27 protein-coding genes are annotated in these 23,587 nt (G+C 71.1%); 15 read left to right on the top strand and 12 right to left on the bottom strand.

Annotated elements, in window-relative coordinates; translation table 11 throughout:
* Window position 1: 1 nt before the first annotated feature.
* Both nagA and CLV43_RS42780 read right to left on the bottom strand, forming a co-directional pair.
* Window positions 2-1,159: an N-acetylglucosamine-6-phosphate deacetylase gene (gene nagA, locus CLV43_RS42775; RefSeq protein ID WP_106196066.1), complete on the bottom strand. Its 1,158-nt coding sequence runs from the start codon at window positions 1,157-1,159 to the stop codon at window positions 2-4.
* Window positions 1,156-2,088 carry an ROK family protein gene (locus CLV43_RS42780; RefSeq protein ID WP_245887460.1) on the bottom strand — a complete coding sequence of 311 codons (933 nt, stop codon included), beginning with the start codon at window positions 2,086-2,088 and terminating at the stop codon, window positions 1,156-1,158. Before CLV43_RS42780 ends, nagA begins: the two co-directional genes overlap by 4 nt.
* Window positions 2,089-2,169: 81 nt before the next feature.
* Here CLV43_RS42780 and CLV43_RS42785 point away from each other — a divergent pair, with 81 nt between their 5' ends.
* On the top strand, window positions 2,170-2,934 hold the full coding sequence (locus CLV43_RS42785; RefSeq protein WP_106196069.1) for a DeoR/GlpR family DNA-binding transcription regulator: 765 nt from the start codon (window positions 2,170-2,172) through the stop codon (window positions 2,932-2,934).
* Window positions 2,935-2,985: 51 nt separating this feature from the next.
* On the opposite strand, the gene CLV43_RS42790 is transcribed toward CLV43_RS42785, so the two are convergent.
* Entirely contained in the window at window positions 2,986-3,564 is a 579-nt protein-coding gene (locus CLV43_RS42790) for a SigE family RNA polymerase sigma factor (RefSeq protein ID WP_106196071.1), read from the bottom strand.
* 66 nt (window positions 3,565-3,630) lie between these two features.
* Between CLV43_RS42790 and CLV43_RS42795 the strand changes: the two genes are divergently transcribed.
* Entirely contained in the window at window positions 3,631-3,909 is a 279-nt protein-coding gene (locus CLV43_RS42795; RefSeq protein WP_106196073.1) for a YciI family protein, read from the top strand.
* Window positions 3,910-4,239: 330 nt separating this feature from the next.
* On the opposite strand, the gene CLV43_RS42800 is transcribed toward CLV43_RS42795, so the two are convergent.
* Together CLV43_RS42800 and CLV43_RS42805 are read right to left on the bottom strand one after the other, a co-directional pair.
* Window positions 4,240-5,112: a short-chain dehydrogenase/reductase gene (locus CLV43_RS42800; protein ID WP_106196074.1), complete on the bottom strand. Its 873-nt coding sequence runs from the start codon at window positions 5,110-5,112 to the stop codon at window positions 4,240-4,242.
* 72 nt (window positions 5,113-5,184) lie between these two features.
* Window positions 5,185-6,096, bottom strand: coding sequence for an aldo/keto reductase (locus CLV43_RS42805; RefSeq protein WP_211304831.1), 912 nt, complete (start codon window positions 6,094-6,096; stop codon window positions 5,185-5,187).
* A 101-nt stretch (window positions 6,097-6,197) separates the two neighbouring features.
* Between CLV43_RS42805 and CLV43_RS42810 the strand changes: the two genes are divergently transcribed.
* Window positions 6,198-7,025, top strand: a complete 828-nt coding sequence (locus tag CLV43_RS42810) for an LLM class F420-dependent oxidoreductase (protein ID WP_106196078.1) — start codon at window positions 6,198-6,200, stop codon at window positions 7,023-7,025.
* On the opposite strand, the gene CLV43_RS42815 is transcribed toward CLV43_RS42810, so the two are convergent.
* Window positions 7,022-7,306, bottom strand: coding sequence for a DUF427 domain-containing protein (locus tag CLV43_RS42815; protein WP_106196079.1), 285 nt, complete (start codon window positions 7,304-7,306; stop codon window positions 7,022-7,024). The genes CLV43_RS42810 and CLV43_RS42815 overlap by 4 nt on opposite strands.
* A 92-nt stretch (window positions 7,307-7,398) precedes the next feature.
* On the opposite strand from CLV43_RS42815, the gene fbaA reads away from it, so the two are divergent.
* The 3 genes from fbaA to CLV43_RS42830 all read left to right on the top strand — a co-directional run bounded on the left by fbaA (window position 7,399) and on the right by CLV43_RS42830 (window position 10,208).
* Complete coding sequence (gene fbaA / locus CLV43_RS42820; protein WP_106196081.1) at window positions 7,399-8,433, top strand: class II fructose-bisphosphate aldolase; 1,035 nt, start codon at window positions 7,399-7,401, stop codon at window positions 8,431-8,433.
* 117 nt (window positions 8,434-8,550) lie between these two features.
* The gene (locus CLV43_RS42825; protein WP_146175133.1) at window positions 8,551-9,099 is read left to right on the top strand and encodes a hypothetical protein; all 549 of its coding nucleotides are present in this window, start codon (window positions 8,551-8,553) and stop codon (window positions 9,097-9,099) included.
* Window positions 9,096-10,208: a CpaE/TadZ family protein gene (locus CLV43_RS42830; RefSeq protein ID WP_106196084.1), complete on the top strand. Its 1,113-nt coding sequence runs from the start codon at window positions 9,096-9,098 to the stop codon at window positions 10,206-10,208. Before CLV43_RS42825 ends, CLV43_RS42830 begins: the two co-directional genes overlap by 4 nt.
* 6 nt (window positions 10,209-10,214) lie before the next feature.
* Here the strand turns inward: CLV43_RS42830 and CLV43_RS42835 are convergent, their stop codons facing one another.
* A complete protein-coding gene (locus CLV43_RS42835; RefSeq protein ID WP_106196086.1) occupies window positions 10,215-11,321 on the bottom strand; it encodes a hypothetical protein in 1,107 nt (368 codons plus the stop codon).
* Window positions 11,322-11,632: 311 nt separating this feature from the next.
* Here CLV43_RS42835 and CLV43_RS42840 point away from each other — a divergent pair, with 311 nt between their 5' ends.
* Together CLV43_RS42840 and CLV43_RS42845 are read left to right on the top strand one after the other, a co-directional pair.
* On the top strand, window positions 11,633-12,040 hold the full coding sequence (locus CLV43_RS42840; protein ID WP_106196087.1) for a DUF3151 domain-containing protein: 408 nt from the start codon (window positions 11,633-11,635) through the stop codon (window positions 12,038-12,040).
* Window positions 12,041-12,045: 5 nt separating this feature from the next.
* Window positions 12,046-13,131 carry an FUSC family protein gene (locus CLV43_RS42845; RefSeq protein WP_211304832.1) on the top strand — a complete coding sequence of 362 codons (1,086 nt, stop codon included), beginning with the start codon at window positions 12,046-12,048 and terminating at the stop codon, window positions 13,129-13,131.
* 24 nt (window positions 13,132-13,155) lie between these two features.
* Here the strand turns inward: CLV43_RS42845 and CLV43_RS42850 are convergent, their stop codons facing one another.
* The 3 genes from CLV43_RS42850 to CLV43_RS42860 all read right to left on the bottom strand — a co-directional run bounded on the left by CLV43_RS42850 (window position 13,156) and on the right by CLV43_RS42860 (window position 14,773).
* A complete protein-coding gene (locus CLV43_RS42850) occupies window positions 13,156-13,407 on the bottom strand; it encodes a hypothetical protein (RefSeq protein WP_106196257.1) in 252 nt (83 codons plus the stop codon).
* Window positions 13,407-14,048, bottom strand: a complete 642-nt coding sequence (locus CLV43_RS42855) for an HNH endonuclease family protein (RefSeq protein ID WP_106196089.1) — start codon at window positions 14,046-14,048, stop codon at window positions 13,407-13,409. The genes CLV43_RS42850 and CLV43_RS42855 overlap by 1 nt, the downstream gene beginning before the upstream one ends.
* A 98-nt stretch (window positions 14,049-14,146) precedes the next feature.
* Window positions 14,147-14,773, bottom strand: a complete 627-nt coding sequence (locus CLV43_RS42860) for a hypothetical protein (protein WP_245887461.1) — start codon at window positions 14,771-14,773, stop codon at window positions 14,147-14,149.
* A 121-nt stretch (window positions 14,774-14,894) separates the two neighbouring features.
* On the opposite strand from CLV43_RS42860, the gene CLV43_RS42865 reads away from it, so the two are divergent.
* The 6 genes from CLV43_RS42865 to CLV43_RS42890 all read left to right on the top strand — a co-directional run bounded on the left by CLV43_RS42865 (window position 14,895) and on the right by CLV43_RS42890 (window position 20,396).
* Window positions 14,895-16,184, top strand: a complete 1,290-nt coding sequence (locus tag CLV43_RS42865) for an adenylosuccinate synthase (RefSeq protein ID WP_106196091.1) — start codon at window positions 14,895-14,897, stop codon at window positions 16,182-16,184.
* Window positions 16,185-16,594: 410 nt separating this feature from the next.
* A complete protein-coding gene (locus tag CLV43_RS50565) occupies window positions 16,595-16,675 on the top strand; it encodes a putative leader peptide (RefSeq protein WP_106196093.1) in 81 nt (26 codons plus the stop codon).
* Between the two features lie 62 nt (window positions 16,676-16,737).
* Window positions 16,738-17,568, top strand: coding sequence for an ABC transporter permease (locus CLV43_RS42875; RefSeq protein WP_106196095.1), 831 nt, complete (start codon window positions 16,738-16,740; stop codon window positions 17,566-17,568).
* Window positions 17,553-18,269, top strand: coding sequence for an ABC transporter ATP-binding protein (locus CLV43_RS42880; protein WP_106196097.1), 717 nt, complete (start codon window positions 17,553-17,555; stop codon window positions 18,267-18,269). The genes CLV43_RS42875 and CLV43_RS42880 overlap by 16 nt, the downstream gene beginning before the upstream one ends.
* Before the next feature lie 10 nt (window positions 18,270-18,279).
* Window positions 18,280-19,269: an ABC transporter substrate-binding protein gene (locus tag CLV43_RS42885; RefSeq protein WP_106196099.1), complete on the top strand. Its 990-nt coding sequence runs from the start codon at window positions 18,280-18,282 to the stop codon at window positions 19,267-19,269.
* The gene (locus CLV43_RS42890) at window positions 19,266-20,396 is read left to right on the top strand and encodes an LLM class flavin-dependent oxidoreductase (RefSeq protein WP_106196101.1); all 1,131 of its coding nucleotides are present in this window, start codon (window positions 19,266-19,268) and stop codon (window positions 20,394-20,396) included. Before CLV43_RS42885 ends, CLV43_RS42890 begins: the two co-directional genes overlap by 4 nt.
* Window positions 20,397-20,453: 57 nt before the next feature.
* On the opposite strand, the gene CLV43_RS42895 is transcribed toward CLV43_RS42890, so the two are convergent.
* Complete coding sequence (locus tag CLV43_RS42895) at window positions 20,454-21,584, bottom strand: glycerophosphodiester phosphodiesterase (RefSeq protein WP_245887463.1); 1,131 nt, start codon at window positions 21,582-21,584, stop codon at window positions 20,454-20,456.
* 114 nt (window positions 21,585-21,698) lie between these two features.
* Window positions 21,699-23,252 (bottom strand): Na+/H+ antiporter, encoded by a 1,554-nt coding sequence (locus CLV43_RS42900; RefSeq protein WP_106196263.1) that lies wholly within the window; start codon window positions 23,250-23,252, stop codon window positions 21,699-21,701.
* Between the two features lie 28 nt (window positions 23,253-23,280).
* Here CLV43_RS42900 and CLV43_RS42905 point away from each other — a divergent pair, with 28 nt between their 5' ends.
* The gene (locus CLV43_RS42905; RefSeq protein ID WP_106196103.1) at window positions 23,281-23,541 is read left to right on the top strand and encodes a UBP-type zinc finger domain-containing protein; all 261 of its coding nucleotides are present in this window, start codon (window positions 23,281-23,283) and stop codon (window positions 23,539-23,541) included.
* The last annotated feature ends 46 nt before the right edge of the window (window positions 23,542-23,587 follow it).

Genomic DNA, 23,587 nt, shown 5'->3' on the forward strand with positions numbered 1-23,587 from the left:
TCTAGTCCTTCACCCACGCGCCCTTGCTCATCACGTCGCGCGGCCGCAGCTCGGAGTCCAGCACGACCAGGTCCGCCGCGAGCCCGGCGCGCAGCTCGCCGGTCTGGTCACCCAGACCGAGCAGTGCGGCGGGCCGGGTGGACGCCGCGTGCGACGCCTCGACGATGCTCAGCCCACAAGCCGTAACAGCGTTGCGGAACGCCGCGTCCATGGTCAGGGTGCTGCCCGCCAACGAGCCGCCGCCCGCGAGCGTCGGCACGCCGTCCACGACGCGCACCTCCAGGCCGCCCACGTCGTAGACGCCGTCGCCGACCCCGGCCGCCGCGATGGCGTCGGTGATCAGCACGGTCCGGCCCGCGCCCGCGTGCTTCGCGGCCAGGTGCACGGTCGTCGGGTGCAGGTGCACGAGGTCGCAGATCAGCTCGACGGTGACCCGCTCGTCGTCCAGCAACGCGCCGATCGGGCCGGGCTCGCGGTGGTGCAGCGGGCGCATGCCGTTGAACAGGTGCGTCGCCACGGTCGAGCCCGCCTCGATGGCGGGCCGGATCTGCGCCTCGGTGCCGTCGGTGTGGCCGACGGCGGCCAGGACATCGTTGTCGACCAGCAGCCGGACGGCCTCGACCGCGCCCTCCAGCTCGGGGGCCAGCGTGATCATCCGGACCGCGCCCTTGCCCGCGTCGAGCAGCCTGGTCACCGAGTCGCGGTCCGGCGGCCGCAGGATCGCCGGGTCGTGCGCGCCGCACCGGGCGGCCGACAGGAACGGGCCCTCCAGGTGCAGGCCCGAGATCAGGCCCTCCTGCACCAGTTCGGCCAGCTTCGCGATCTGCTCCACCATCTCCGGCACCGGCCGCGACACCAGGCTGGCCAGCAGCGTGGTCGTGCCGTGCCTGCGGTGCGCCGACGCCGCCTTGCGCACCCGGTCGGGGTCGGCGTTGGTGAACGCCTCACCGCCGCCGCCGTGGCAGTGGATGTCGACGAAACCAGGAACCACCAACGACCCGCCCACGTCCGTGGTCGGCCCGTCGGGCGGGGTGCCCTCGCCGACGGCCAGGATCCGGCCGTCGCGCACCGCCAGCCAGCCGGACTTGAGCACGCCGTCCGGCGTGACCACCCGACCACCGGTCAAGGTCACGTCCACCGGTCCGCCCCACGTGCTCATGAACCCTCCAACTCGTCGATGGCGAGCAGCGCCGCACCGAGGCAACCGGCCTCGTCGCCGAGCGCGGCCAGCCGCAGTTCAGGTCGTCGCTGGAAGGTGATCAACCCGTCCAGCTTCTTGCCCAGTGGCGCGACCAGCAGGTCGCCGGACAGCGCGAGTCCGCCGCCGAGCACGACCGCCTCCGGCCCGAGCACGCCCGCCAGCACCACGATCCCCCTGGCGAGGGCGTCGATCGCCTCGTCCCACACGACCGCCGCGTCGTCGTCACCCGCGCGGACCATGGCGGCCACCTCCGCCGCGCCGCCCACCCGGACGCCGGTCCGCTCGGTGAACCGGCGGGCGATGCCCCCGGAGGACGCGCGCACCTCGACGCACCCGGTCTGCCCGCAGCCGCACGGGTCCCCGTGGCCGACGTCGACGTGGCCGACCTCGCCCGCGTACCCGCCGCCGCCGTAGATCCGGCCGTCCAGCACGAGCGCGCCCGCGATCCCGGTGCCGATCGGCATGATCACCGCGTTGCGCAGGCCGCGCGCGGCGCCCATCCGGCACTCGGCGAGACCGCCCGCGCGCACGTCGTGTCCGAACGCGACGGTCAGCCCGGTGCGCTCGGCGATGAGATCCCGGAACGGGAAGTCGTTCCAGCCCAGGTTGGTGGAGTACACCCCGATGCCCTCGCGCTCGTCCACGACGCCGGGAACGACGACGCCGACGGCGTCGATCCCGTGCTCGGCGGTCGGCCGCAGCGCGTCGACGACGTCGACCACCAGGTCGACGACCGCCTCGGCTGTCGACGGACCGTCCACACCCCTGGGGGTACCCCGCCGCCGCTGTTCCACCGCGACGACGCGCTCGGGCGTACCCGCCACCAGCGCCGCTTTGGTCTCGGTTCCGCCGACGTCGACGGCCACCACGTGTCTCGTGCGTGCCACGAGGGTCGATACTGCGGCATGCACCGCCCATTGGTCTATACCAAGCACCGGAATGGGTCCGGTCGCGGAATCATGTGGGCGATGAACCGGTACGAGCGGCTCACCGCCCTGTTGGAGATGCTCGCCGCCCGCGGCCGCCTCGGGACCGACGAGGCGGCGGCCGAGCTGGGCGTCTCGGGGGCCACCATCCGCCGGGACCTCGACCACCTCGCCGAGCAGCAGCTGCTCAGCCGGACGCACGGCGGGGCGATCGCCCAGGCCGTGTCCTACGACCTCCCGATGCGCTACAAGAGCACCCTCAAAGCCGACGACAAGCAGCGCATCGGCCGGGCCGCGGCGACCCTCGCCGAACCGGGCTCGGTGGTCGGGCTGACCGGCGGCACCACCGTCACCGAGGTGGCCAGGGGGCTCGTGACCAGGCCGGACCTCGACCTGACCGTGGTGACCAACGCCCTCAACATCGCGGGCGAGCTGGTCGTCCGACCGCGGGTGAAGCTCGTCGTCACCGGCGGGGTGGCGCGGCCGCAGTCCTACCAGCTGATCGGTCCGCTGGCGGCCAGGATCGCCGACGAGCTGTCCCTGGACATCGCCTTCGTCGGCGTCGACGGCCTGGACCCGCAGCTCGGCGCCACCGCCCGCCACGAGGGCGAGGCGGAGCTGAACCGGGTCTTCGCCACCCACGCCGAACGCGTCGTCGTGGTCGCGCACTCGTCCAAGCTCGGCAGGCGGACCCTCGCCAAGATCTGCGGCACCGACGAGGTCGACGTGCTGGTGACCGACAAGGGCGCGACGGACCACACCGTCGCGCCGTACCTCGAACGCGGCGTGGAGGTCCACCGCGCCTAGCGCGACGCGGCCGTCCGGGACCACGCGGGCACCCGGCGGGTCATCGCGGGACTAGCGCGCCGCCATGATCTTCTGCAGCGCGTCGAGGGCACGGCTGGCCGTCGACTTCACGGTGCCCTTCGAGATCCCGGTGGCCTCGGCGATCTCCGCCTCGGACATGTCGCCGTAGTAGCGCAGCACGAGCACCTCGCGCTGCCTCGGCGGCAGCTGCTGGAGCGCCGCGACCACGGCCTGGTGCTCCGCCGTGAGCATCGCGAGGCTCTCGGCCGAACGCGCGTTCACCGCGTGCGGCGGCGTGTAGTCACGCGCCGTCTTGCGCCTGCGCAGCACGCTGCGCGACCCGTTGACGACCGCGGTCCGCAGGTACCCCAGGGCCGCCTGCGCGTCGCGCAGGTTGCCCCAGTTGCGGTGCAGACCCGTGAAGGCCTCCTGCACCACGTCCTCGGCTGTCGCGGGCTCGTCGACGAGCAGCAGCGCCAGTCTGACCAACCGCATCCGGTGCTGGCGGTAGAGGTCCTCCAGCGTCAGCGGACCGGCGGGCGCCGGAGCGGCGCCGTCCTGGATGCGGAGGTTGGTCAGCGTGTCCTGCACGCGCACGACGCCGCTGTTGTTCTGCTCGGGACCGACCACGGGGAGGACGTTACCGGTCTCCGGGTAGCTTCGGTTCGGCAACACAGGTTCTCGCTGGAGGTGCGCATGGCCAGGTTCGCGGTCGAGTTCGTGTACGGCCCAGACACGGCGAAGCTGGAGGAGGTCCGGCCGCGCCACCGGGAGTACCTGGACACGCTGGTGGAGAAGGGTGTCCTGCTGCTCTCGGGGCCCTACGCGGACGGGCTCGGGGCGCTGCTGGTGTTCGAGGCGGCGGACGAGGCGGAGGTGCGGGGGTACCTGGCGGCGGACCCGTACGCGCCGGCGGGGGTCGTGGGGAGGATCGGGGTGCGGGAGTGGAATGCGGTGAAGGGGACGTTGCTTTAGGGGGTGTGTTCGCCGAGGTTGAGGCTGGGTGTCGCTGCCTAGGTGAACGGGGTGTCGCTGCCTAGGTCAACGGGGTATCGCTGCGGCCGTGGGCGGTGCGGCCGGCTTGACTTGGGGCCCCTTTTTTGGGCTTCGTCGGGCGAAAAAGGGCAGGTGGTAGAGCCTGCCCGCCGACCAATTTTAAGCCCAAAAACCCCAAGTCAAGCCGGCCGCCAGCGGACGGGCGTGCTCGCTTCCAGCGTCGTTGGGCGGGTTGCTCGCTTCCAGCGTTGTGGGCGGGTTGCTCGCTTCCGCGTCGCTGGGTGGGGTGGGTTGGGTTGGGTTTGCTGGTTAGCGGGTTGCCGCTTGTCCGCCTGGGCCTACGGGGCGTGAGGATTCTTTGGCGCCGCGTTGGGCGATGTCGGCCAGCATGGCTTTGTCGCCCTTGGGGACGACTGCGGCTGATCGTCGTTCGACCACGGCCGGTGTGAAGGCGCGGAGCACCTTCACGCGGCCGACCCAGCCTGGTACGTGTACTGCCCGCGCTCGTTTCGCGACGCTCTTGGCGACGGCTTTCCCCACGTCGGAGACGTCGTACTTCTTGCTGGCCAGGCCTGGTAGTGCTTGGCGCATGGGGCCGAGGACGGGGTGTTGGTCGGCGCCGTTGACCATGTCGGTGTCGATCCACGAGAAGTAGGCGATGCCGACGTCGACGCCGAGGTGGCGGACCTCGGCGCGGAGGCTGTTGGCGAAGGCCTCGACGCCTGCCTTGGCGGCGGAGTAGGCGGCGTTGCCGGGGATCTGGACGATCGCGGCCAGTGAGGACACGACGAGGCAGTAGCCGCGGCTGGCGATGAGGTGGGGGAGGCAGGTGCGGACGGTGCGCCAGACGCCGAGCAGGTTGACCTCGATGACGCGTTCGAACGCGGGCGGGTCGATGGAGCGGACGAAGCCCGCCGAGGCGATGCCGGCGTTCGCGACGACGACGTCGATGCCGCCGAAGTGCTCGACGACGCCGGCCACGGCGGTCTCCAGGGCGGACCAGTCGGTGACGTCGGCCTCCCAGGCCCGGCCGCCGCAGTCGGCGGCGACCTGGGCCAGCAGGTCGCCCTCGAGGCCGATGAGGGCGAGCTTCGCGCCCCGGGCGGCGAGGCGCCGGGCGGCGTCGGCGCCGATGCCCCTGGCCGCGCCGGTGATCAGGACAACCTTGCCGTTGACGTCCACGGTGACCTCCCGAGCAGTTCCGGAAGGCCACCGTAGCTCAACTTACCGCCAGTAAGCTACTGGCGAGTTCAATTAGACGCTGGCGTCGGTGAGGCGGTCGACCTCGGCGTTGCTGAGGGTCAGGTCGAGCACCGGGAGGAGGGCGTCGAGCTGCTCGGTGTTGCGCGCGCTGGCGAGCACAGAGGGCACGGTCGGCTGGGCGGTGAGCCAGGCGAGCGCGACGGCGGCGACCGACGTGGCGCGGGCCGCGGAGATCTCGTCGAGGGCGGCCAGCACGCGCAGGCCGCGGTCGTCGAGGAACTTGGTCGCGCCCGCCGCGCGCGGGCTGTCCACGTCGACGCCGGGGCGGTACTTGCCGGTCAGGAAGCCCTTCGCCAGGCCCCAGTAGGGCAGTGCGGACAGGTCGTTCGCGGCCACGACGTCGGCCACGTCGCCCTCGTAGGCCGAGCGCGCGACCAGGCTGTACTCGGGCTGCAGCGCCACGAACCCGGCCAGGCCCTCGCGGTCGGAGATGGCCAGGGCGTTCGCCAGCCGTTCCGCGGAGTAGTTCGACGCCGCGATCTGCCGGACCTTGCCCGCCCGGACGAGCCGGTCGAACGCCGCCAGCGACTCCTCGGTCGGCGTGTCCAGGTCGTCGCGGTGGGCGTAGTACAGGTCGATGTGGTCGACGCCGAGCCGCTTGAGCGACGCCTCGGCCGCGGCCTCGATCGTGGCGGGCTTGAGGTTGTCCAGGCCCTTGGTCATGCCGACCTTGGTGGCGATCAGGACGTCCGCCCGGTTGCCGCGCGCGGCCAGCCACCTGCCCAGGATCGTCTCGGACTTGCCGCCCGCGTACAGGTCGGCGGTGTCGATGAAGTTGCCGCCCGCCCGCGTGTAGGCGTCCAGCACCGCGAAGGACTGCTCCTCGTCGGCGGTCCACCCGAAGACGTTGCCGCCGAGGGTCAGGCGGGACACGTCCAGGTCGCTGTTCCCCAGTTTCGTCATGGGTCGAATCTAACCGCACGGCGGGGACTCCACCGGGCGGATTAAAAGCCGCAGGGGAAGGGTTGGCCGGAGAGGTCCGATCCGATCAACGGGGAGTCGACATGGCAGTGGAGCTGGGAACGTTCGGCGTGTGGAGCCAGGCGCAGCTGTGGGTCGGGGCGGGGGACGCCGCGGCCGAGCTGGAGCAGCTCGGCTACCGGACCCTGTGGCTCGGCGGCTCCCCCGGAGGTGACCTCCAAGCGGTGTCCGACGTGCTCGCGGGCACCCGTGAGCTCACCGTCGCCACCGGCATCGTGAACGTCTGGTCCGAGCCCGCCGAACGGCTCTCCGCCACCTACCGCAGGATCGAGGACGAGCACCCCGGCCGGTTCCTGGTCGGCATCGGCGCGAGCCATCCCGAGGCCGTCGGCGAGTACGTGAAGCCCTACGACAAGCTCGTGTCGTACCTCGACGAGCTTGACGTGCCGCAGGACCGCCGGATCCTCGCCGCGCTCGGCCCGCGCGTGCTCAAGCTCGGCGCCGACCGCACCGCGGGCGCCCACCCGTACCTCGTGACGCCCGAGCACACCGCCACGGCCCGCGAGGTCCTCGGCGTCGGCCCGGTCCTCGCGCCGGAGCAGCACGTCGTCCTGGAGACCGACCCGGACGCCGCCCGCGCGCTCGCCCGCCAGTCGATCCAGCTCTACCTCGGGCTGCGCAACTACACCGGCAACTGGCTGCGCCTCGGCTTCACCGAGGACGACCTCGCCGACGGCGGCAGCGACCGGCTGGTCGACGCCCTGGTCGCGTGGGGCAGCCCGGAGCAGGTCGCGATCCGGCTGCACGCCCACCTCACCGCGGGCGCCGACCACGTCGCCGTGCAGGTCATCGCCCCGCAGGGCGGCCACGACCCCGAGGCGTTCCGGGAGCTGGCCGCCGCGCTGTTCTAGGCGGTGATCTCGACGCCCCGCCAGAACGCCACGTGGTCCTTGATCTGCGCGGCCTCCGCCTTCGGCTCCGGGTAGTACCAGGCCGCGTCGGTGTTCTCCGCGCCGTTCACGTCGAGGGAGAAGTAGCTCGCGGTGCCCTTCCACGGGCACCGCGAGGTGGTGTCCGAGGGCTTGAGGAACTTCGACTCGACCGACGACATCGGGAAGTACTGGTTGCCCTCCACGACCTGCGTTTCGTCACTGCTCGCGATAATTTCGCCGTTCCACCGCGCGGTAGCCATGGGCCAACTATGCCCATGATCGACTGGGTCCGCACGGCGGCGTCGTAGGATGCCGTTGATACGGCGTTCAGGGCACCTGAGGAGGACGACCGATGCCCATCGCAACCCCCGAGGTCTACGCCGAGATGATCGGTCGCGCGAAGGCGAACGAATTCGCCTACCCCGCGATCAACGTCACCTCGTCGGAGACCCTCAACGCGGCACTCCGCGGATTCGCCGAGGCCGAGAGCGACGGCATCATCCAGGTCTCGACCGGCGGTGCGGAGTTCGCGTCCGGCACCAAGGTCAAGGACATGGTCACCGGCGCTGTCGCACTGGCCGAGTTCGCACACGTGGTCGCCGCGAAGTACCCAGTCAACATCGCGCTGCACACCGACCACTGCCCCAAGGACAAGCTGGACGGCTACGTCCGCCCGCTGGTCGCGATCAGCCAGGAACGCGTCGCCCGCGGCGAGAACCCGCTGTTCCAGTCCCACATGTGGGACGGGTCCGCGGTGCCGCTCGACGAGAACCTCAAGATCGCCGCCGACCTGCTCCAGGAAGCCGTCAAGGCGAAGATCGTCCTGGAGATCGAGGTCGGTGTCGTCGGCGGCGAGGAGGACGGCGTCGACAACGAGATCAACGACAAGCTCTACACCACCCCCGAGGACTTCCTGAAGACCGTGGAAGCACTCGGCGCGGGCGACCGGGGCCACTACCTGCTCGCCGCGACCTTCGGCAACGTGCACGGCGTCTACAAGCCGGGCAACGTCAAGCTCCGTCCCGAGGTCCTCAAGCAGGGCCAGGACGCGGTCGTGGAGAAGCTCGGCCTCCCCGCGGGCTCCAAGCCGTTCGACCTCGTCTTCCACGGCGGCTCCGGCTCGCTGCTGGAGGAGATCCACGAGGCGCTCTCCTACGGCGTCGTGAAGATGAACATCGACACGGACACGCAGTACGCGTTCACCCGGCCGATCGTCCAGCACATGTTCACCAACTACGAGGGTGTGCTGAAGATCGACGGCGAGGTCGGCAACAAGAAGGTGTACGACCCGCGCAGCTACCTCAAGGCGGCCGAGGTCGGCATGGGCGCCCGCATCGCCCAGGCCTGCGAACACCTGAAGTCCTCCGGCCGCATGATCGCCGGCTGAGTCCTTCGGTTCGACGCGAAATGCCCCTCGGTTCGCCGGGGGGCATTCTCGTTGTCCGGTAACGCCCTTCGCCGGCCGGTCGATGTGATCACCAGGCCGAGTCGGGAGGGCGTGGTGGTGGAGTCGTCCAGTGCGCCGGTCCCCGGCGGTCAGCCGTCCTCCGGCGACCCCGACCAGTGGCAGCAGCTGCTGGAGAACGCGCTCAAGTTCGTCTTCTCGTGGATCGTGCTGGCCCCGATCGCGATCATCGTCGCGGGCAAGCTCGCGACGCAGGTGGTGCGCCTGCCCGGTCAGCGCGGGCAGCTGTTCCAGATCAAGATCCCGGCCCTGATCACCATGCGGGCCTCCGGGCAGGAGGTGACCCTCGGCTTCGCGGTGTTCATCCTGTGCCTCGCCTGCACGGGGTTCTTCGCGGGCAAGGGCGTCTACCACGTCTTCGTCGACGGGTTCGGGATAGATCCGGGCCAGTTCAACGTGCTGTGCGTCTTCAGCGCGTTCCTCTCGGTCGCGCTGACGTCCTTCCTGCTGGTGGTCGTCCGCGTCGCGGGTCACCTCCGCGGCCGCTCGGAGTCGGCCGCCAAGCGCGAGTACGAGGCGAAGATCGAGGAACTGGGGCAGCGCGGCTCCCTCGACCGCCAACCCGGCAGCGGAGGGGAGCGGAGATGACCGAGGACACCCCGTCCACCGGCGAGCTGCGACCGGACAGCGCACGCGGCCGGGTGATCGCCGTCATGTCCGGCAAGGGCGGGTCCGGGAAGACGATGGTCGCGACCACGATCGCGCGCAGGCTTTCGGGCGAGGACCACCCCGTCCTGCTGGTCGACGGCGACCTCGGCACCGGCGGGCTCTCGTACTACCTGGCGCTGAACTACGTGCGCAACATCCGCAACGGCCTCACCGACCTGCTGCTCGGCAGACCCGTCGAGGACGGGGAACTGCGCTCCCGGTACCTCCAGCGGGTCACCTTCGCTCCGCGCTCCGGCAACGCGCTGTTCCTGCCGGTGGGGGACTTCCGCAAGCTCAAGCTGGTGCGTTCCGAGCCCGTGGTCCCCTCCGAGCCACCGGTGGCCCTTCTCCTGGAGCGGTCGCTCGGCAGGCTCAAAGCGGCCCTGATGACCGAGGAGGCGACCATGGTCGTCGACTGCCGCGGCGGGGTCGACGAGGAGACGTTCGCCATCGGACGGGTCGTCGACGACATCATCCTGGTGTCGGAGCCGGACACCACCTCGTTCCAGGCGACCCGCCACCTCGCGGAGTCCCTCAGCGACGAGGGGCTGGGGCACAAGATCACCGGGTTCGTCCTCAACAAGGTGTTCGAGGACCCGACCGTGGTCCTGCGCAACGGGACCAGCTCGTTCGGCGCCCAGCCGCTCGGCGCCGTCCCGTTCGACCCGGTGGCGACCAGGGCGTTCCTCGTCGGCGAGGTGCCGCCCGCGAGCTCGGCGTTCTGGGTGCACGTGGTCGACGCGCTGGCCCGGCTGTACCCGCACGACGTGGACCCACCCGACCGCGAACGGCTCTACCGGCCCGAGCAGTACGCCGCGCTGGGCCTCACCTCACCCGCTTCGACACGCGGCGGCTACGCCTTGGCGATGGTCGCGCTGGTGCTGGGCAGCGTCCTGGTGGTCGGTGAGGCGGCAGGGGGCGTGAACGGCACGACCAGGCTCGTCGGCCTGGTCGTGCTCGCCACGACCGCCCTGTTCGCCGGGATCGAGTCGGTCCGCAGGACAGTGGGGCGGACCATCGAGGCCCTGTTCCGCCTCGTCGGGCTCTAGGACCGCTCAGGCGAGCGCCGGAGCCCGTCGTCGTGCCCACTGGTCCACGCCCAGCCACAGCGCCGTCAGCAGGGCGAACGTCACCCAGGCCGACGGGTACAGGATCGGGGGTGCGGCGAGCCACTGCTGCTGGACCCAGATGCCGCCGTAGCCGATGCCGGTCACGGCGGCCGCGCCCAGCACCGCGGCGGCCACCCTGGGCAGCGCGGAGGTGTGGGCGAGGTCGACGCAGACGCCGACGAGGAGCAGGAAGAGGGGCATGGCGGAGGTGGGGAAGCCGATGCCCATGAGGACGGGCCAGACCAGGCAGCGGTAGGCGACGTAGCCGCCCGCGACGAGGGTGGCGGACCAGGGCCTGCCGATGGTGCGCCTGGCCAGCACGAGCACGACGCCGGTGGAGACCAGGCCCCACAGCGGGTAGACCCAGTCGGCGATGGGGAGCGCGAAGCTGAGCACGGCGCTGCGGTCGACCGGGCGGCCGATCTGGTCGGCGGCGAACTGGAGCAGGATCGGCTCGGCCTCGGGTCTGCCGGCGTCCCAGGCGGCGAGCGAGACCACGCCGTACTCCTGGTGCTGGTTGGGGAACCAGGTGTTCTCCAGGAAGAACGCCCACAGCGCCGCCAGGCCGAACGTGCCCGCGCGGCCCTTCGGGTAGTGGCGCAGCCAGCCGCGGATGGCGCCCGCGAGCATGATCGCGGTGCCCAGGTACAGCATCGCGTGCGAGCCGCTCCACGACGTGATGTCGAGGCCGTTGATGCGGTGGTTGATCAGGTCGATGGGCAGCGCGATGAGGAACACCCCGGTGCCCCACTGCATCAGCCGCAGCGCGAGCCGGTCCACCCCGTAGCCGGTGAACGTGTGGAACAGCGTCAGCGCGACGACGATGATCGTGCCCGCGGTGTTGAGCAGGTGCGGCGGTGCGAGCTCGTCGCGCAGCCACTTGAAGTGCCAGGCGACGTCCCACGACGAGCCGAGCAGTTTCAACAGCAGCCCGACGAGCCAGAGCCGGTAGAGCAGCTCGGCGAGCGGCGTGGGCGTGTCGCGGCCGGGTTCTCCGCGCTCCCAGTACTGGTCGCGGAAGTCCGCGACGCGTCCCCTTACCCCCGTGTTCACCCGGTCATGATGCGCGGCGGGAGTTCCCGCTGGAAGCGCGGCTCTCCCTGGTCTTTGCCGAGATGTCCCCTAGGGGTCGCCGCCGACCAGGGCGAATGGCGGCGATGACACCCCAACGGGTGAGCGGCTTTGCTCCGGACGGCGGATCGCGGGAAGGTACCCCGCTGAGAGTCCGCTGAGAACGAACAGGAGATCGACATGGGCAAGAAGGTCGTCGCGGGCGTCGTCGTCTCGGCACTGGTGTTCGCGATGGTGGCCGTGGTCGCGAGGGTGTTCCTGTCCTGACGGCGGCGGTGGGGCACGATTACCCCATGACCAACCTCCTCGGTCCGGACCCGACCCTGCTGCCGGAACGCCCGGAGGCGCAGGCCGCCTCCGACGGCGGCACCGATCCGGGCAAGATCGTCCGCGCCTACCCGGACTTCAGCGAGGCGTGGGCGCTGCTCGCGGAGCGCGCCCTGCAGGCGGGCGACCCGGTCGCCGCGTACGCCTACGCCCGCACCGGCTACCACCGCGGCCTCGACCAGCTCCGCCGGGCCGGCTGGAAGGGCTTCGGGCCGGTCCCGTGGCGGCACCGCCCGAACCAGGGCTTCCTGCGCGCGCTCGCGGCACTGGCGCGGGCGGCCGACGAGATCGGCGAGGCGGAGGAGTACGAGCGCTGCTCGAAGTTCCTCGTCGACAGCGACCCGCAGGCGCCCGCCGCCCTCGGCCTGGGCTGATCCGGATGGGCGCGGTGCGGGCGGAGCTGTCGCGGCGCCTGCGGCGGTGGCAGCGCACCGCGCTGCCCATCGTGCAGGCCGCGCTGGCCGCCGGGCTGGCGTGGTTCGTGGCGACGGCGCTCGTCGGGCACCCGCACCCGTTCTTCGCGCCCATCTCCGCGGTCGTCTGCCTCGGCGTCTCGCTGGGGCAGCGGCCGCGCCGGGTGGCCGAGCTCGTGGTCGGCGTCTCGGTGGGCGTCGGCGTCGGCGACGTGCTGATCTCGCAGATCGGCTCGGGGCCGTGGCAGATCGCCCTGGTCGTGGCGCTGGCGATGTCGGCGGCCGTGCTGCTCGACGGCGGCGCGGTCATCGCGCTGCAGTCCGGGTCGTCCGCGGTGCTGGTGGCGACGCTGCTGCCGCCCAGCACGAACGGCGGGTTCGACCGGATGGTGGACGCGCTGGTCGGCGGGCTCGTCGGCCTGGCCGTGACGGCGCTGCTGCCCGCGAACCCGCTCACGATCGCCCACCGGCACGGCAAGGTCGTGCTCGGCGAGCTGTCCACGGCCCTGCGCGGCATCGCGAGCGCCGTGGACGAGCACGACACCGTGAAGGCGGCGGGTGTGCTCGCGCAGCTGCGCAAGAGCCAGTCGGCCGTGGACGACTTCAAGGACGCGCTCAAGGCGGGCAAGGAGATCGCGACCATCGCGCCGATCCGCTGGCGCCGCCGCGACGAGCTGGACCGCTACCGCGAGGCCGCCGCCCCCGTCGACTACGCCCTGCGCAACACCAGGGTGCTGGCCCGGCGCGCCATGGCGGCCCTGCGCGACGGCGAGGGCACGCCGGAGATCCTGCCCGACGTGCTGCGCAGCTACGCCGACGCGGTGGACCTGCTGCGCACCGAGCTGGCCCGCGGCGAGCGGCCGGAACGGACCCGTGCGGCGGTCCGCGACGCGGCCAGCACGGCGACCACGCGGGAGCTCGGCGGCGACGGCTTCTCGACCAGGGTGGTGCTCGCCCAGATCCGCTCGGTCGCGGTCGACCTGCTCCAGGCCACCGGCCTCACGCGGGCGGAGGCCGCGGAGGCGCTGCCGCCGCTGTCCCGCAAGCCGTGAGGGGACCGGGGCCCCCTCACGGCGTCAGCCCTCAGGCCGGTTGAGCACCCCGACCAGCAGCTCGTGCACGGCGGAGAGGTCCTCCGGGTCCTTGAGCGCGCAGGCACCACCCGTGAGGGCGTACCACTCGTCCGCTCCCTCGTAGCGCACCTCGGCCCGCACCGACCCGTCCTCGGCCAGCACGGTGCGCAGCTCCAGCTCGCCGGTGATCACGCCGACGTCGTCGGTCATGATCCCGCCGGGGCCCGCGACGAACGGTGACGAGTATTCGGCCATCAGCACCTTCCGAGCATGTCCTGCAACGCTGCCTTCTCCGACGAGTTCACGGTAAGCGCCCACTTGTACTTCGTGCGCGTCCACATCTTCGCGTAGGTGCACCAGTACGACGTCAGCGGCGGCTTCCAGGTGGCCGGGGTCTGGTCGCCCTTGGCCTGGTTCACGTTGTCCGTGACCGCGATCAGCTGCGGCCCGCTCAGGTCGTTCGCGAATTGCTGGCGCTTGGCCGTCGTCCAATTCCGCGCACCGGTCCGCCATGCCGCGGCCAACGGCACGACGTGGTCGATGTCCACATCGGACGAGGCCGTCCAGGTGGCCCCGTCATAAGGGCTGAACCAGCTTCCGGAAGTAGCGGCGCAGCTCGAATCCGTGACCACGCCGGAACCATCGCGCTTGAGCACGGTCTCCCTGGTGTTGCAGGCACCGGAAATCGTGATCCAGTGCGGGAAGAGATCGCGCGAATACCCCGTCATGGCTCCGTCGGTGGCCACCGTCAACGCCGCTAGCTCGGACTTCGCGGTGGCGGTGCTGGGGATGCCCGGTGGTGTCGCGTTCGCGGACGTGGCGAGTCCGAGTGCGAGCGCGGCGGTTGTCAGCAATGACAGGGCCGTCCTGCGGACGGCATTGTTGACCGTTGACATGTTTCCGACCTCCCGATTGGTGGATCGGAATTACTGTCGGACCGTCGAACGGTTCAGAACAATGCTTTCCGGTTACTTCTCGAAGAATGCTTCGGGGTCTACAACCCGCGCACCAGTCGCAGATCCTCCGTGTGGCGGTACCAGGTCCACTTGTTCATCTGGCGGGGGTGCGCGATTCCGTCGGACGTCACCGCGGTCGGCAGGCAGCCGAGCTGGAAAGCGCGTCCGGCGGTCTCCCGCACCTTCCGGCCGAGCAGCCGCTTGTGGATCACCCGGACGATGAGCCCGGCGCCGCCGTCGGGGTCCGGCGTGACCTCCAGGCGGGTGGCCTGGCCGCGCAGCACGTTGTCGTCGTCGCAGTAGCCGACACCGCGCACCGGGCTGATCACGCCGAGGCCGACCAGCACGCCGCCGGTGTCGTCGCGCAGCACCGGCACCTTGTCCGGGTCGCCGGACAGCGCCAGGTCGAGGGCGCGGCCGGTGTCGGTCGGCAGCCCCCACAGCGCGGCCACGGCCGACTCCGGCGACGACGGCACGTAGGCCAGCGGCACCTCCGCGACACGCTCGGTCCGCAACAACCTCAACACCACCGCGTTGAGGTCCGCGTCGGTCCCCGCGACGACGAGACGCCGGTCACCCAAATCGGACGTGATCGCGTCGACGTGCGCTTTTCCAGGCCGGGAGGGCACCTGGAGCACCTCGATGCCGTCACGCTCAGTGATCATCGGCGACTCATTGTCGAGGCTGGCGTTTCCGCAGGCCAGCACGATTCCGCGCACCATCAGCTCCTGGTCTACCCTCATGCACCGGCATTGCCCTTCCCAGTCCTACCCCTTGGAGTTTCACATGCCGGCCGTCGTGCTGATCGGTGCCCAGTGGGGCGATGAGGGCAAGGGCAAGGCCACGGACCTGCTCGGGGAGCGCGTCCAGTGGGTCGTGCGCTACCAGGGCGGCAACAACGCGGGGCACACCGTCGTGCTGCCCGACGGCCAGAACTTCGCCCTCCACCTGATCCCCTCGGGCATCCTCACGCCCGGAGTGACGAACGTCATCGGCAACGGTGTCGTCGTCGACCCCGGCGTGCTCCTGGCCGAGCTGGGCGGGCTGGAGGAGAAGGGCGTCGACACCGACCGCCTGCTGATCTCCGCCGACGCGCACCTGATCATGCCGTACCACGTGGCCATCGATAAGGTCACCGAGCGCTACCTCGGCAAGGCCAAGATCGGCACCACCGGTCGCGGCATCGGCCCGTGCTACCAGGACAAGCTCGCCCGCGTCGGCGTCCGCGTCCAGGACCTCCTCGACGAGAAGATCCTGCGGCAGAAGGTCGAGGCCGCGCTGGACATCAAGAACCAGATGCTGGTCAAGGTCTACAACCGCAAGGGCCTCGAGGTCGACCAGGTCGTCGACACGGTGCTGGAGCACGGCAGCAAGTTCGCCTCCCGGATCGCCGACACCCGGCTGCTGCTGAACCAGGCGCTGGAGCGCGGCGAGACGGTGCTGCTGGAGGGGTCGCAGGGCACCCTGCTGGACGTGGACCACGGCACCTACCCGTTCGTGACCTCCAGCAACCCGACGTCGGGTGGCGCGTGCGCCGGATCGGGCATCGGGCCGACGCGGATCACGACGGTGATCGGGATCCTGAAGGCGTACACGACACGCGTGGGCTCCGGGCCGTTCCCGACCGAGCTGAACGACGACATGGGCGAGTACCTGCGCAAGACCGGCGGCGAGGTCGGCGTGACGACCGGCCGCAACCGGCGCACCGGGTGGTTCGACGCGGTGATCGCCCGGTACGCGGCACGGGTCAACGGCATCACGGACTACTTCCTGACCAAGCTGGACGTGCTCTCCAGCCTGGAGAAGGTCCCGGTGTGCGTAGCGTACGAGATCGACGGCACCCGCGTCGAGGAGATGCCGATGTCGCAGTCCGACGTGCACCACGCCGTACCGGTCTACGAGGAGCTGCCGGGGTGGTTCGAGGACATCAGCGGCTGCCGTTCGTTCGACGAGCTGCCCGCGAACGCACGGGCCTACGTGGAGTTCCTGGAGTCGATCTCCGGGGCTCGGATGTCGGCGATCGGAGTCGGTCCGGGACGCGACCAGACGATCGTGCGGCACGACATGCTGGGGTGATCACGGCTCGGTGAGGAGGGGCGGTCTTCGGACCGCCCCTTTTCGTTGGGGTGGATTGGTTCTGGCTTCGGGTTCCGGCGGGGTCGGGCCGTGGCTTCGGCTGTCAGCGTGCTGTGGCCGATTTGACTTGGGGCCCCTCTTTTTGGGCCTCGTCGGGCGAAAAAGGGCAGGTGGTAGAGCCTGCCCGCCGACCAATTTTAGGCCCAAAAACCCCAAGTAAAATCGGCCACGTTCCGTGGGGTGTCCGGCGGTTGGTCGGGCTGGTGGCTTTAGGGCTGGAGTCGGCCTGTCAGCCTGTCCGCCTGGTTGCTCCTTTTGCCGGGAAGGCTCGTACACCGAGGTGTGTCAGCATTCGGGACGGGGGTGTCCGTGCGTTGACATCGTGTTGCGCGGCCCCAAAACTCGGGGTCATGGGTGAGCGCGAGGTTCTGGTCGCTCGTCTGCACGTCGACCTCCGGCGGCAGGCGAGTGCGATCTGTCGCGCGCGCTGATCATCGTTTGACGTCCGGGCGCTGACGCCCGCATTCCTTTTCGGTCACCGCTGGGAGAAATCGTGTCGATTTCCGCCGCGGGTGTACTCGCGCGCCCGGATGATGCAACGGCCGTGGCGGGTGGCACCCGGAGATCTCGAAAACGTCGTCCGCCCGATCTGCGCCGCTGGATCAGCCCGCTCGCGCTGGTCGTCCTCTGGCAGGTCGCGAGCAGCAGCGGTGTGCTGCCGCCGGACAAGCTCGCGTCGCCGGTGACGGTGCTGGGCTCCGCGGTGGAGCTGACCGCGGACGGGCAGCTGGGCAGTGCGTTCCTGGTGTCGATGGGGAGGGTCCTCGGCGGGTTCGCCATCGGGGCGCTCGTGGGTGTCGCGCTGGGGTTGTCGTCGGGGCTTTCCCGTTGGGGGGAAAGGATTTTCGACCCGCCGGTGCAGATGCTGCGGACGTTGCCGCACCTGGGGCTGATCCCGCTGTTCATCCTGTGGTTCGGCATCGGCGAGGAGCCGAAGCTGGCGCTGGTGGCGGCCGGGGTGGCGTTCCCGCTGTACCTCAACCTGCACGCGGGCATCCGGCAGACCGACCCCGGTCTCCTGGAGGCGAGCCGGGTGCTGGGGTACACGGCCGTCGAGCGGGTGGTGCACGTCGTGCTGCCGTCGGCGCTGCCGCAAACCCTGGTGGGGCTGCGGATCTCGCTCGGTGCGGCCTGGTTGTCGCTGATCGTCGCGGAGCAGGTCAACGCGGACGCGGGCATCGGGTACCTGATCAACAACGCGCGGGAGTTCCTGCGCACGGACGTGGTGGTGGTCGGGCTGCTGGTCTACGCGCTGCTGGGGTTGGCGACCGACGGGCTCGTGCGCGGGCTGGAGAGGAGGTTGCTGCGGTGGCAGGTGCGGTGAGCGTTCGGGGGCTGGTCAAGGAGTTCGGTGACCGGCGGGTGCTCGACGAGGTCGACCTCGACATCCGGCCCGGCGAGTTCGTGGCGCTGCTGGGGCGCAGCGGGTCCGGGAAGTCCACGCTGCTGAGGATCCTGGCGGGGCTCGACGCCGAGGTGCGGGGGACGGTCGAGGTGCCCGGCACGGTGTCCGTGGCGTTCCAGCAGCCGCGGCTGCTGCCGTGGCGGCGGGTGTGGCGCAACGTGTCCCTCGGGCTGAGGGGTGCGGGCAAGCAGAAGGCCGCCGGGCGCGCCGTCGCCGAGAAGGCGCTGGCGGAGGTGCGGCTGACCGACCACGTGGACGCGTGGCCGTTGACCCTGTCCGGTGGTGAGGCGCAGCGGGTGTCGCTGGCCCGCGCGCTGGTCCGCGAACCGGACGTGCTGCTGCTGGACGAGCCGTTCGGCGCGCTGGACGCGTTGACCAGGCTCGCGATGCACCACCTCGTCGACCAGTTGTGGCGCGACCACCGGCCCGCCGTGCTGCTGGTGACCCACGACGTGGACGAGGCACTGCTCCTCGCCGACCGGATCCTCGTGCTGGACGAGGGCCGGATCGTCGCCGAACACCGCGTCGGCCTGTCCAGGCCGAGGCGCCGAGCCGCTTTCGCCGAGCTCCGCACCAGGGTGCTGGCCGACTTGGGGGTTGACGACGTTGAAGCCGCTTAGGGATCTGCTGGTGGGTGTGCTCGCCGCGGGACTGCTGGCCGCCTGCGGGACGGCGGCCACGACGTCCTCGCGGGTGCCGAACGCCGTCAGCGCCGAGGACCTGGCCAAGGTGACGCTGAAGGTCGGCGACCAGAAGGGCGGCTCGAAGTCGCTGCTCACGGCCGCGAACCTGCTCGCCGACGCGCCGTACAAGATCGAGTGGGCCACGTTCACGTCCGGTCCGCCGCTGCTGGAGGCCGCGTCGGCCGGGGCGATCGACGTCGGCGGGGTCGGCAACACGCCGCCGATCTTCGCGGCGGCCGCGAACGCGAAGATCGCCGCCGTGTCGGTGGCGAAGGGCAACGTCACCAGCGACGCGTTCCTGGTGCCCGGCGACTCGCCGCTCAAGGAGGTCGCCGACCTCAAGGGCAGGAAGGTCGCCGTGGCGAAGGGCAGCTCGGCGCACGGCCAGGTGCTCCTGACCCTGCGCAAGGCTGGCTTGTCCACAAAGGACGTGACGCTGAACTTCCTGCAGCCGTCGGACGCCTACGCGGCGTTCACGCAGAAGCAGGTCGACGCCTGGGCGGTCTGGGACCCCTACACCGCGCAGGCCGAGCTGGAGGCGGGCGCCCGCGTGCTGGCGACCGGTGAGGGCACCTCGAACGGCTACACGTTCCAGGTCGCGGGCACCGCCGCGCTGTCCGACGCGGGCAAGAACTCGGCGATCAAGGACCTGCTCATCCGGTTGGCGAAGGCCCAGCAGTGGGCCGACACCCACCGCGAGGAGTGGGCGCGGGCGTGGGCGGAGGAGACCGGGCTGAAGATCGAGGTCGCCCGCGCCGCCGTCGACCGCGGCGGTGACCTGCCGGTCGCGCTCGACGACGCCGTCGTGAAGTCCGAACAGGACCTGGCGGACGCGTTCAGCGAGGACAGGACGTTGCCCGGCAAGGTGGACTTCGCGAAGTTCACCGACCGCCGGTTCCAGGAGGACCTCAAGGCCGCCCGCGGAGGCAACTCATGAGCGTGACCCTGCACTGGTTCCTGCCGACCTCGGGCGACGGCCGCACGATCGTCGAGCGGTTCCACGCGAACCGCACCCAGGGCGCGCCCGCGCAGCGGGAGGCCGACATCGACTACCTGGCGCAGGTCGCCCGCGCCGCGGAGGCGAACGGCTTCGTCGGCGTGCTCACCCCGACCGGCACCTGGTGCGAGGACGCGTGGCTGACCACGGCCGCGCTGATCGCCGAGACGAAGGCGCTGAAGTTCCTGGTGGCGTTCCGGCCCGGTGTCATCTCGCCGACGCTGGCCGCGCAGATGGCGTCGACCTACCAGCGGATCTCCAGGGGGCGGCTGCTGCTCAACGTCGTGACCGGCGGGGACGCGGTCGAGCAGCAGCGGTTCGGCGACTGGCACGACCACGACCAGCGCTACGCGCGCACCGACGAGTTCCTGCACGTGGTGCGCAACGCGTGGAGCGGGCAGCCGTTCGACTTCTCCGGCGAGCACTACCGGGTCGCGGGCGCGACCGTGCTGGCCGCCCCGGACCCGACGCCGCGGATCTACTTCGGCGGCTCCTCGGACGCCGCGCTCCCGGTGGCGGCCCGGCACGCCGACGTGTACCTGACCTGGGGCGAGCCGCCCGAGGCGGTGGCCGAGAAGATCGGCCGCGTGCGCGCGTTGGCGGAGGCGCGGGGCCGCAGGATCCGGTTCGGCATCCGGTTGCACACGATCAGCCGCGACACGTCGGCCGAGGCGTGGCTGGAGGCGGCGAAGCTGCTGGACGCGCTGGACCCGGAACAGGTGCGCAAGGCCCAGTCGCAGCTCGGCGCGAGCCAGTCCGTCGGCCAGCAGCGGATGGTCGCCCTGCACGGCGGCGACCTCGGCGCGGGCGTGCGCGGCCTGGAGATCCACCCCGGCCTGTGGGCGGGCATCGGGCTCGTCCGCGGCGGTGCGGGCACGGCGCTGGTCGGCAGCCACAGCGAGGTCGCCGACCTGGTCGAGGAGTACCACTCGCTGGGCGTCGAGGAGTTCGTGCTGTCGGGCTACCCGCACCTGGAGGAGGCGTACTGGTTCGGCGAGGGCGTCCGGCCCGAGCTCGCCCGGCGGGGCCTGCTCGCGGGCCAGGAGGACCTGGTCAAGACCGGCTGACGCGCGCGACGGCCTCCCCCACGACGTGCGGGGGAGGCCGTCGCGCGTGCGGTGGTGTCAGCGCCGCAGGGTGGAAAGCGCTTCCACCGCGGTGTCCGCGTTGTCGCTGAACAGCCCGTCGATGCCCGTGGCGAAGAACTTCGCGTACTCGTCGAACGCGCGGCCGTAGGCGGCCGGGTCGGCCGAGGACCGGTAGTCGGCGGGCAGGAACGTGTTCTCGTTGCGGAAGGTGAACGGGTGCACGACCAGCTTCGCGGCGTGCGCGTCCCGCACCAGGTTCGTCGGCGCCAGCAGGAAACCGGCCGCGTCGCGCGGGATGATCCGGTCCTTCGACGGGCCGATGCCGTCGGCGTAGGTCGCGACCTCCTTGAGCCCGGCGGGCGTGACCAGGTCGTCGTAGGTGCGCCTGTCACCGGCCTTGACGAAGTCGTAGGGCGCGCCGGTGGCGTTGACCAGCTGCACGATCGGCACCCGCAGCGACCGGTTGAGGGTCTTGAGGTTCGCCACCTCGAACGACTGCACGAACACCTTGGCGTCACGGCGGTTCAGCCCGTTGCGGTTGAGCGCGTCGACCAGCTTCGGCTCCAGCGCGAGCCCGATGTCCTGGAAGTACGTGGGGTGCTTGGTCTCCGGGTAGATCCCGACGTCGCGCCGCAGCTCCTTGGACAGCCGCCGCTGGAGGTCGATCACCTCCTGGAACGTCGGGATCTCGAACCGGCCGTCGTAGAGGGTGTTGCGGGCCCGCGTCTCCGGGATGCGCTCCTTGGCGCGCAGGGTCTTCAGCTCGGCCAGCGTGAAGTCCTCGGTGAACCAGCCGGTCAGCGCGACCCCGTCGATCACCTTGGTGGCCTTGCGGCCCGCGAACTCCGGGTGCGCCGCGACGTCCGTCGTGCCACCGATCTCGTTCTCGTGCCTGGTGACGAGCTTGCCGTCCTTGGTGGAGACCAGGTCCGGCTCGAGGTAGTCCGCGCCCATCCGCACGGCCAGCTCGTAGGACGCCAGCGTGTGCTCCGGCCGGTAGCCCGCCGTGCCGCGGTGCCCGATCACCAGCGGGCCGTCCGGGTGCCGCCACTGCTGGACGGCCACCTCGCCGGTGTCCTGCCGCGCGGCCGATGCGGCGGGCAGCACCGCGATGCCTACGAGCGCCATGGTGGTGAACACCACCCCGGCGAGAACCGTGCGCGCCATGGTCGACCTCCTCGTGTCCCGACTCCCACGGCGGCAGCTTCGCCGCGCGGAGCGTCCTGCCGGCCACGTTATGAGGTACCGGCGGCCACGTCACGGTGAACAGCGGGCGGCCGGTCAGTCGCGGGACAGGGCGGCCTCCTCCAGGTCCAGCTCGCGCATGACCCTGAACAGCACCTCGTCGTCGATCTGCTTGTTGTCGCGGGCCTCGACGAACACCTGCCGCTCGGCGTCGAGCATCGTGCGGCGCAACCGCCGGTACGCCGCCGCCGGGCTCTCCAGCTCCTGCCTGCCGAGCCGTTCCCACGCCGCGTTGCCGCGGTGCTCGGCCAGCGTCCGCAGCCGTTCCACGATGTGCGCGGGGGTGGTGTCGCCGTCGTTGATCAGCTCGTCGAGCCTGGTCACCGCGGCGGTGGCGGCGTTCTGCTGCACCTGCGCCTCGGCCAGCGCGTCCTTGCTGCCCTCGTTGCCGGTGACGCACAGCTTGCGGATCACCAGCGGCAGCGAGAGCCCTTGCAGCAGCAGGGTGCCGACCGTGACGACGAACGTGCAGAACACGATCACGTCGCGGCCCGGCATCCCCGGTGGCAGCGCGGACGCGGCGGCCAACGAGACCACGCCGCGCATCCCCGCCCAGGAGATCACCGTGATCTGCTGCCAGGTCGTGTCCTTCTCCCGCTCACGGGTCCCCGCCGACCACAGCCGCGGCAGGTACGCCGACGGGAACACCCACGCGAACCGGGCGACGATGGCCACCGCCAGCGCCACCACGGCGGCCGTGATCAGCGAACCGGTGATCTCCACGTCGGTCACGATGGTCTTGAGCTGCAGGCCGATCAGCGCGAACACGAACGCCTCCAGCAGCGCGTCCGCCGACCGCCACACCGCCGTGTCCTGCAACCGCGTGTAGTACGAGGCCCGCGTCGAGTTGTGCCCGATGTACAGGCCCGCGACCACCACGGCGAGCACGCCGGAGCCCTCCAGCTCCTCGGCCATCAGGTACGCGCCGAACGGCACCAGCATCCCGAGCCCGCTCTCCAGCACGCCGTCGTCGAGCCGCTGCCGGACGAACTGCACGACGACGCCGACCACCAGGCCGACGAGCACGCCGACCCCGGTGGCCTCCAGGAACGTCAGCACCCCGCTCCACCTGGTGGCGGCCGCGCCCGTCGCGGCCGCCACCGCGACCTTGTACGCGGTCAGCGCGGTGGCGTCGTTGACCAGGCTCTCGCCGGTCAGCAGCGTCATCGCCCGGCGGGGCAGGCCGAGCCTGCGGCCGATCGTCACGGCCGCGACCGCGTCCGGCGGCGCCACGACCGCGCCGAGCACCAGCGCCGCCGCCAGCGGCAGGTCGGGCAGCACGAGGTGCACGGCGAACCCGACGGCGAACGTCGTGAACAGCACGAGGCCGACGGCCAGCAGCCCGATCGGCCGCAGGTTGGCCTTGATGTTGAGGAACGAGCTGTCCAGCGCGGCCGAGTACAGCAGCGGCGGCAGCACCAGCACCAGGATCAGCTCGGGTTCGATCTGGAACTCCGGCATGCCCGGTATGAACGAGGCGGCGAGGCCGAGCGCGACCAGGAGCAGCGGCGCCGACCAGTTGAAGCGGCGGGCGACGCCGGTGACCAGCAGTGCGCCGAGGAACAACACGAGGATCTCTGGTCCGTGCATGTGCTCATCTTCCGTCAGGATGTCGGGCATGACCTGCCCACACGTGAACACACTGCCCGCCGAAGTGATGCCCGACTCCGCCGGCGCGTGCTCCGACTGCGTCGGACTGGGCGAGGAGAGCTGGGCGCACCTGCGCATGTGCCTGACCTGCGGACACGTGGCCTGCTGCGACTCCAGCCCGCACAAGCACGCGACCGCGCACCACCACGCCACGTCCCACCCGGTGATGCGCTCGTTCGAGCCCGGCGAGAGCTGGCGCTGGTGCTACGAGGACCTGCGGATCGTCTGAGGGTGTTCTGTGACGACGGTCACGGGTACGGTGCGACCAGCTGATC

The sequence above is a fragment of the Umezawaea tangerina genome (assembly GCF_003002815.1).
Lineage (GTDB): Bacteria > Actinomycetota > Actinomycetes > Mycobacteriales > Pseudonocardiaceae > Umezawaea > Umezawaea tangerina.

Bases quoted from the DNA above. Each gene is read 5' to 3' on its own strand.
- CLV43_RS42900 (WP_106196263.1), bottom strand. From the start codon at position 23,252: ATGCACGGACCAGAGATCCTCGTGTTGTTCCTCGGCGCACTGCTGGTC.
- CLV43_RS42890 (WP_106196101.1), top strand. From the start codon at position 19,266: ATGAGCGTGACCCTGCACTGGTTCCTGCCGACCTCGGGCGACGGCCGC.
- CLV43_RS42855 (WP_106196089.1), bottom strand. From the start codon at position 14,048: ATGTCAACGGTCAACAATGCCGTCCGCAGGACGGCCCTGTCATTGCTG.
- CLV43_RS42830 (WP_106196084.1), top strand. From the start codon at position 9,096: ATGACCGAGGACACCCCGTCCACCGGCGAGCTGCGACCGGACAGCGCA.
- CLV43_RS42845 (WP_211304832.1), top strand. From the start codon at position 12,046: ATGGGCGCGGTGCGGGCGGAGCTGTCGCGGCGCCTGCGGCGGTGGCAG.
- CLV43_RS42860 (WP_245887461.1), bottom strand. From the start codon at position 14,773: ATGATCACTGAGCGTGACGGCATCGAGGTGCTCCAGGTGCCCTCCCGG.
- CLV43_RS42795 (WP_106196073.1), top strand. From the start codon at position 3,631: ATGGCCAGGTTCGCGGTCGAGTTCGTGTACGGCCCAGACACGGCGAAG.
- CLV43_RS42840 (WP_106196087.1), top strand. From the start codon at position 11,633: ATGACCAACCTCCTCGGTCCGGACCCGACCCTGCTGCCGGAACGCCCG.
- CLV43_RS42810 (WP_106196078.1), top strand. From the start codon at position 6,198: ATGGCAGTGGAGCTGGGAACGTTCGGCGTGTGGAGCCAGGCGCAGCTG.
- CLV43_RS42815 (WP_106196079.1), bottom strand. From the start codon at position 7,306: ATGGCTACCGCGCGGTGGAACGGCGAAATTATCGCGAGCAGTGACGAA.
- CLV43_RS42785 (WP_106196069.1), top strand. From the start codon at position 2,170: ATGAACCGGTACGAGCGGCTCACCGCCCTGTTGGAGATGCTCGCCGCC.
- nagA (WP_106196066.1), bottom strand. From the start codon at position 1,159: ATGAGCACGTGGGGCGGACCGGTGGACGTGACCTTGACCGGTGGTCGG.
- CLV43_RS50565 (WP_106196093.1), top strand. From the start codon at position 16,595: ATGGGTGAGCGCGAGGTTCTGGTCGCTCGTCTGCACGTCGACCTCCGG.
- CLV43_RS42805 (WP_211304831.1), bottom strand. From the start codon at position 6,096: ATGACGAAACTGGGGAACAGCGACCTGGACGTGTCCCGCCTGACCCTC.
- CLV43_RS42895 (WP_245887463.1), bottom strand. From the start codon at position 21,584: ATGGCGCGCACGGTTCTCGCCGGGGTGGTGTTCACCACCATGGCGCTC.
- CLV43_RS42850 (WP_106196257.1), bottom strand. From the start codon at position 13,407: ATGGCCGAATACTCGTCACCGTTCGTCGCGGGCCCCGGCGGGATCATG.
- CLV43_RS42865 (WP_106196091.1), top strand. From the start codon at position 14,895: ATGCCGGCCGTCGTGCTGATCGGTGCCCAGTGGGGCGATGAGGGCAAG.
- fbaA (WP_106196081.1), top strand. From the start codon at position 7,399: ATGCCCATCGCAACCCCCGAGGTCTACGCCGAGATGATCGGTCGCGCG.
- CLV43_RS42905 (WP_106196103.1), top strand. From the start codon at position 23,281: ATGACCTGCCCACACGTGAACACACTGCCCGCCGAAGTGATGCCCGAC.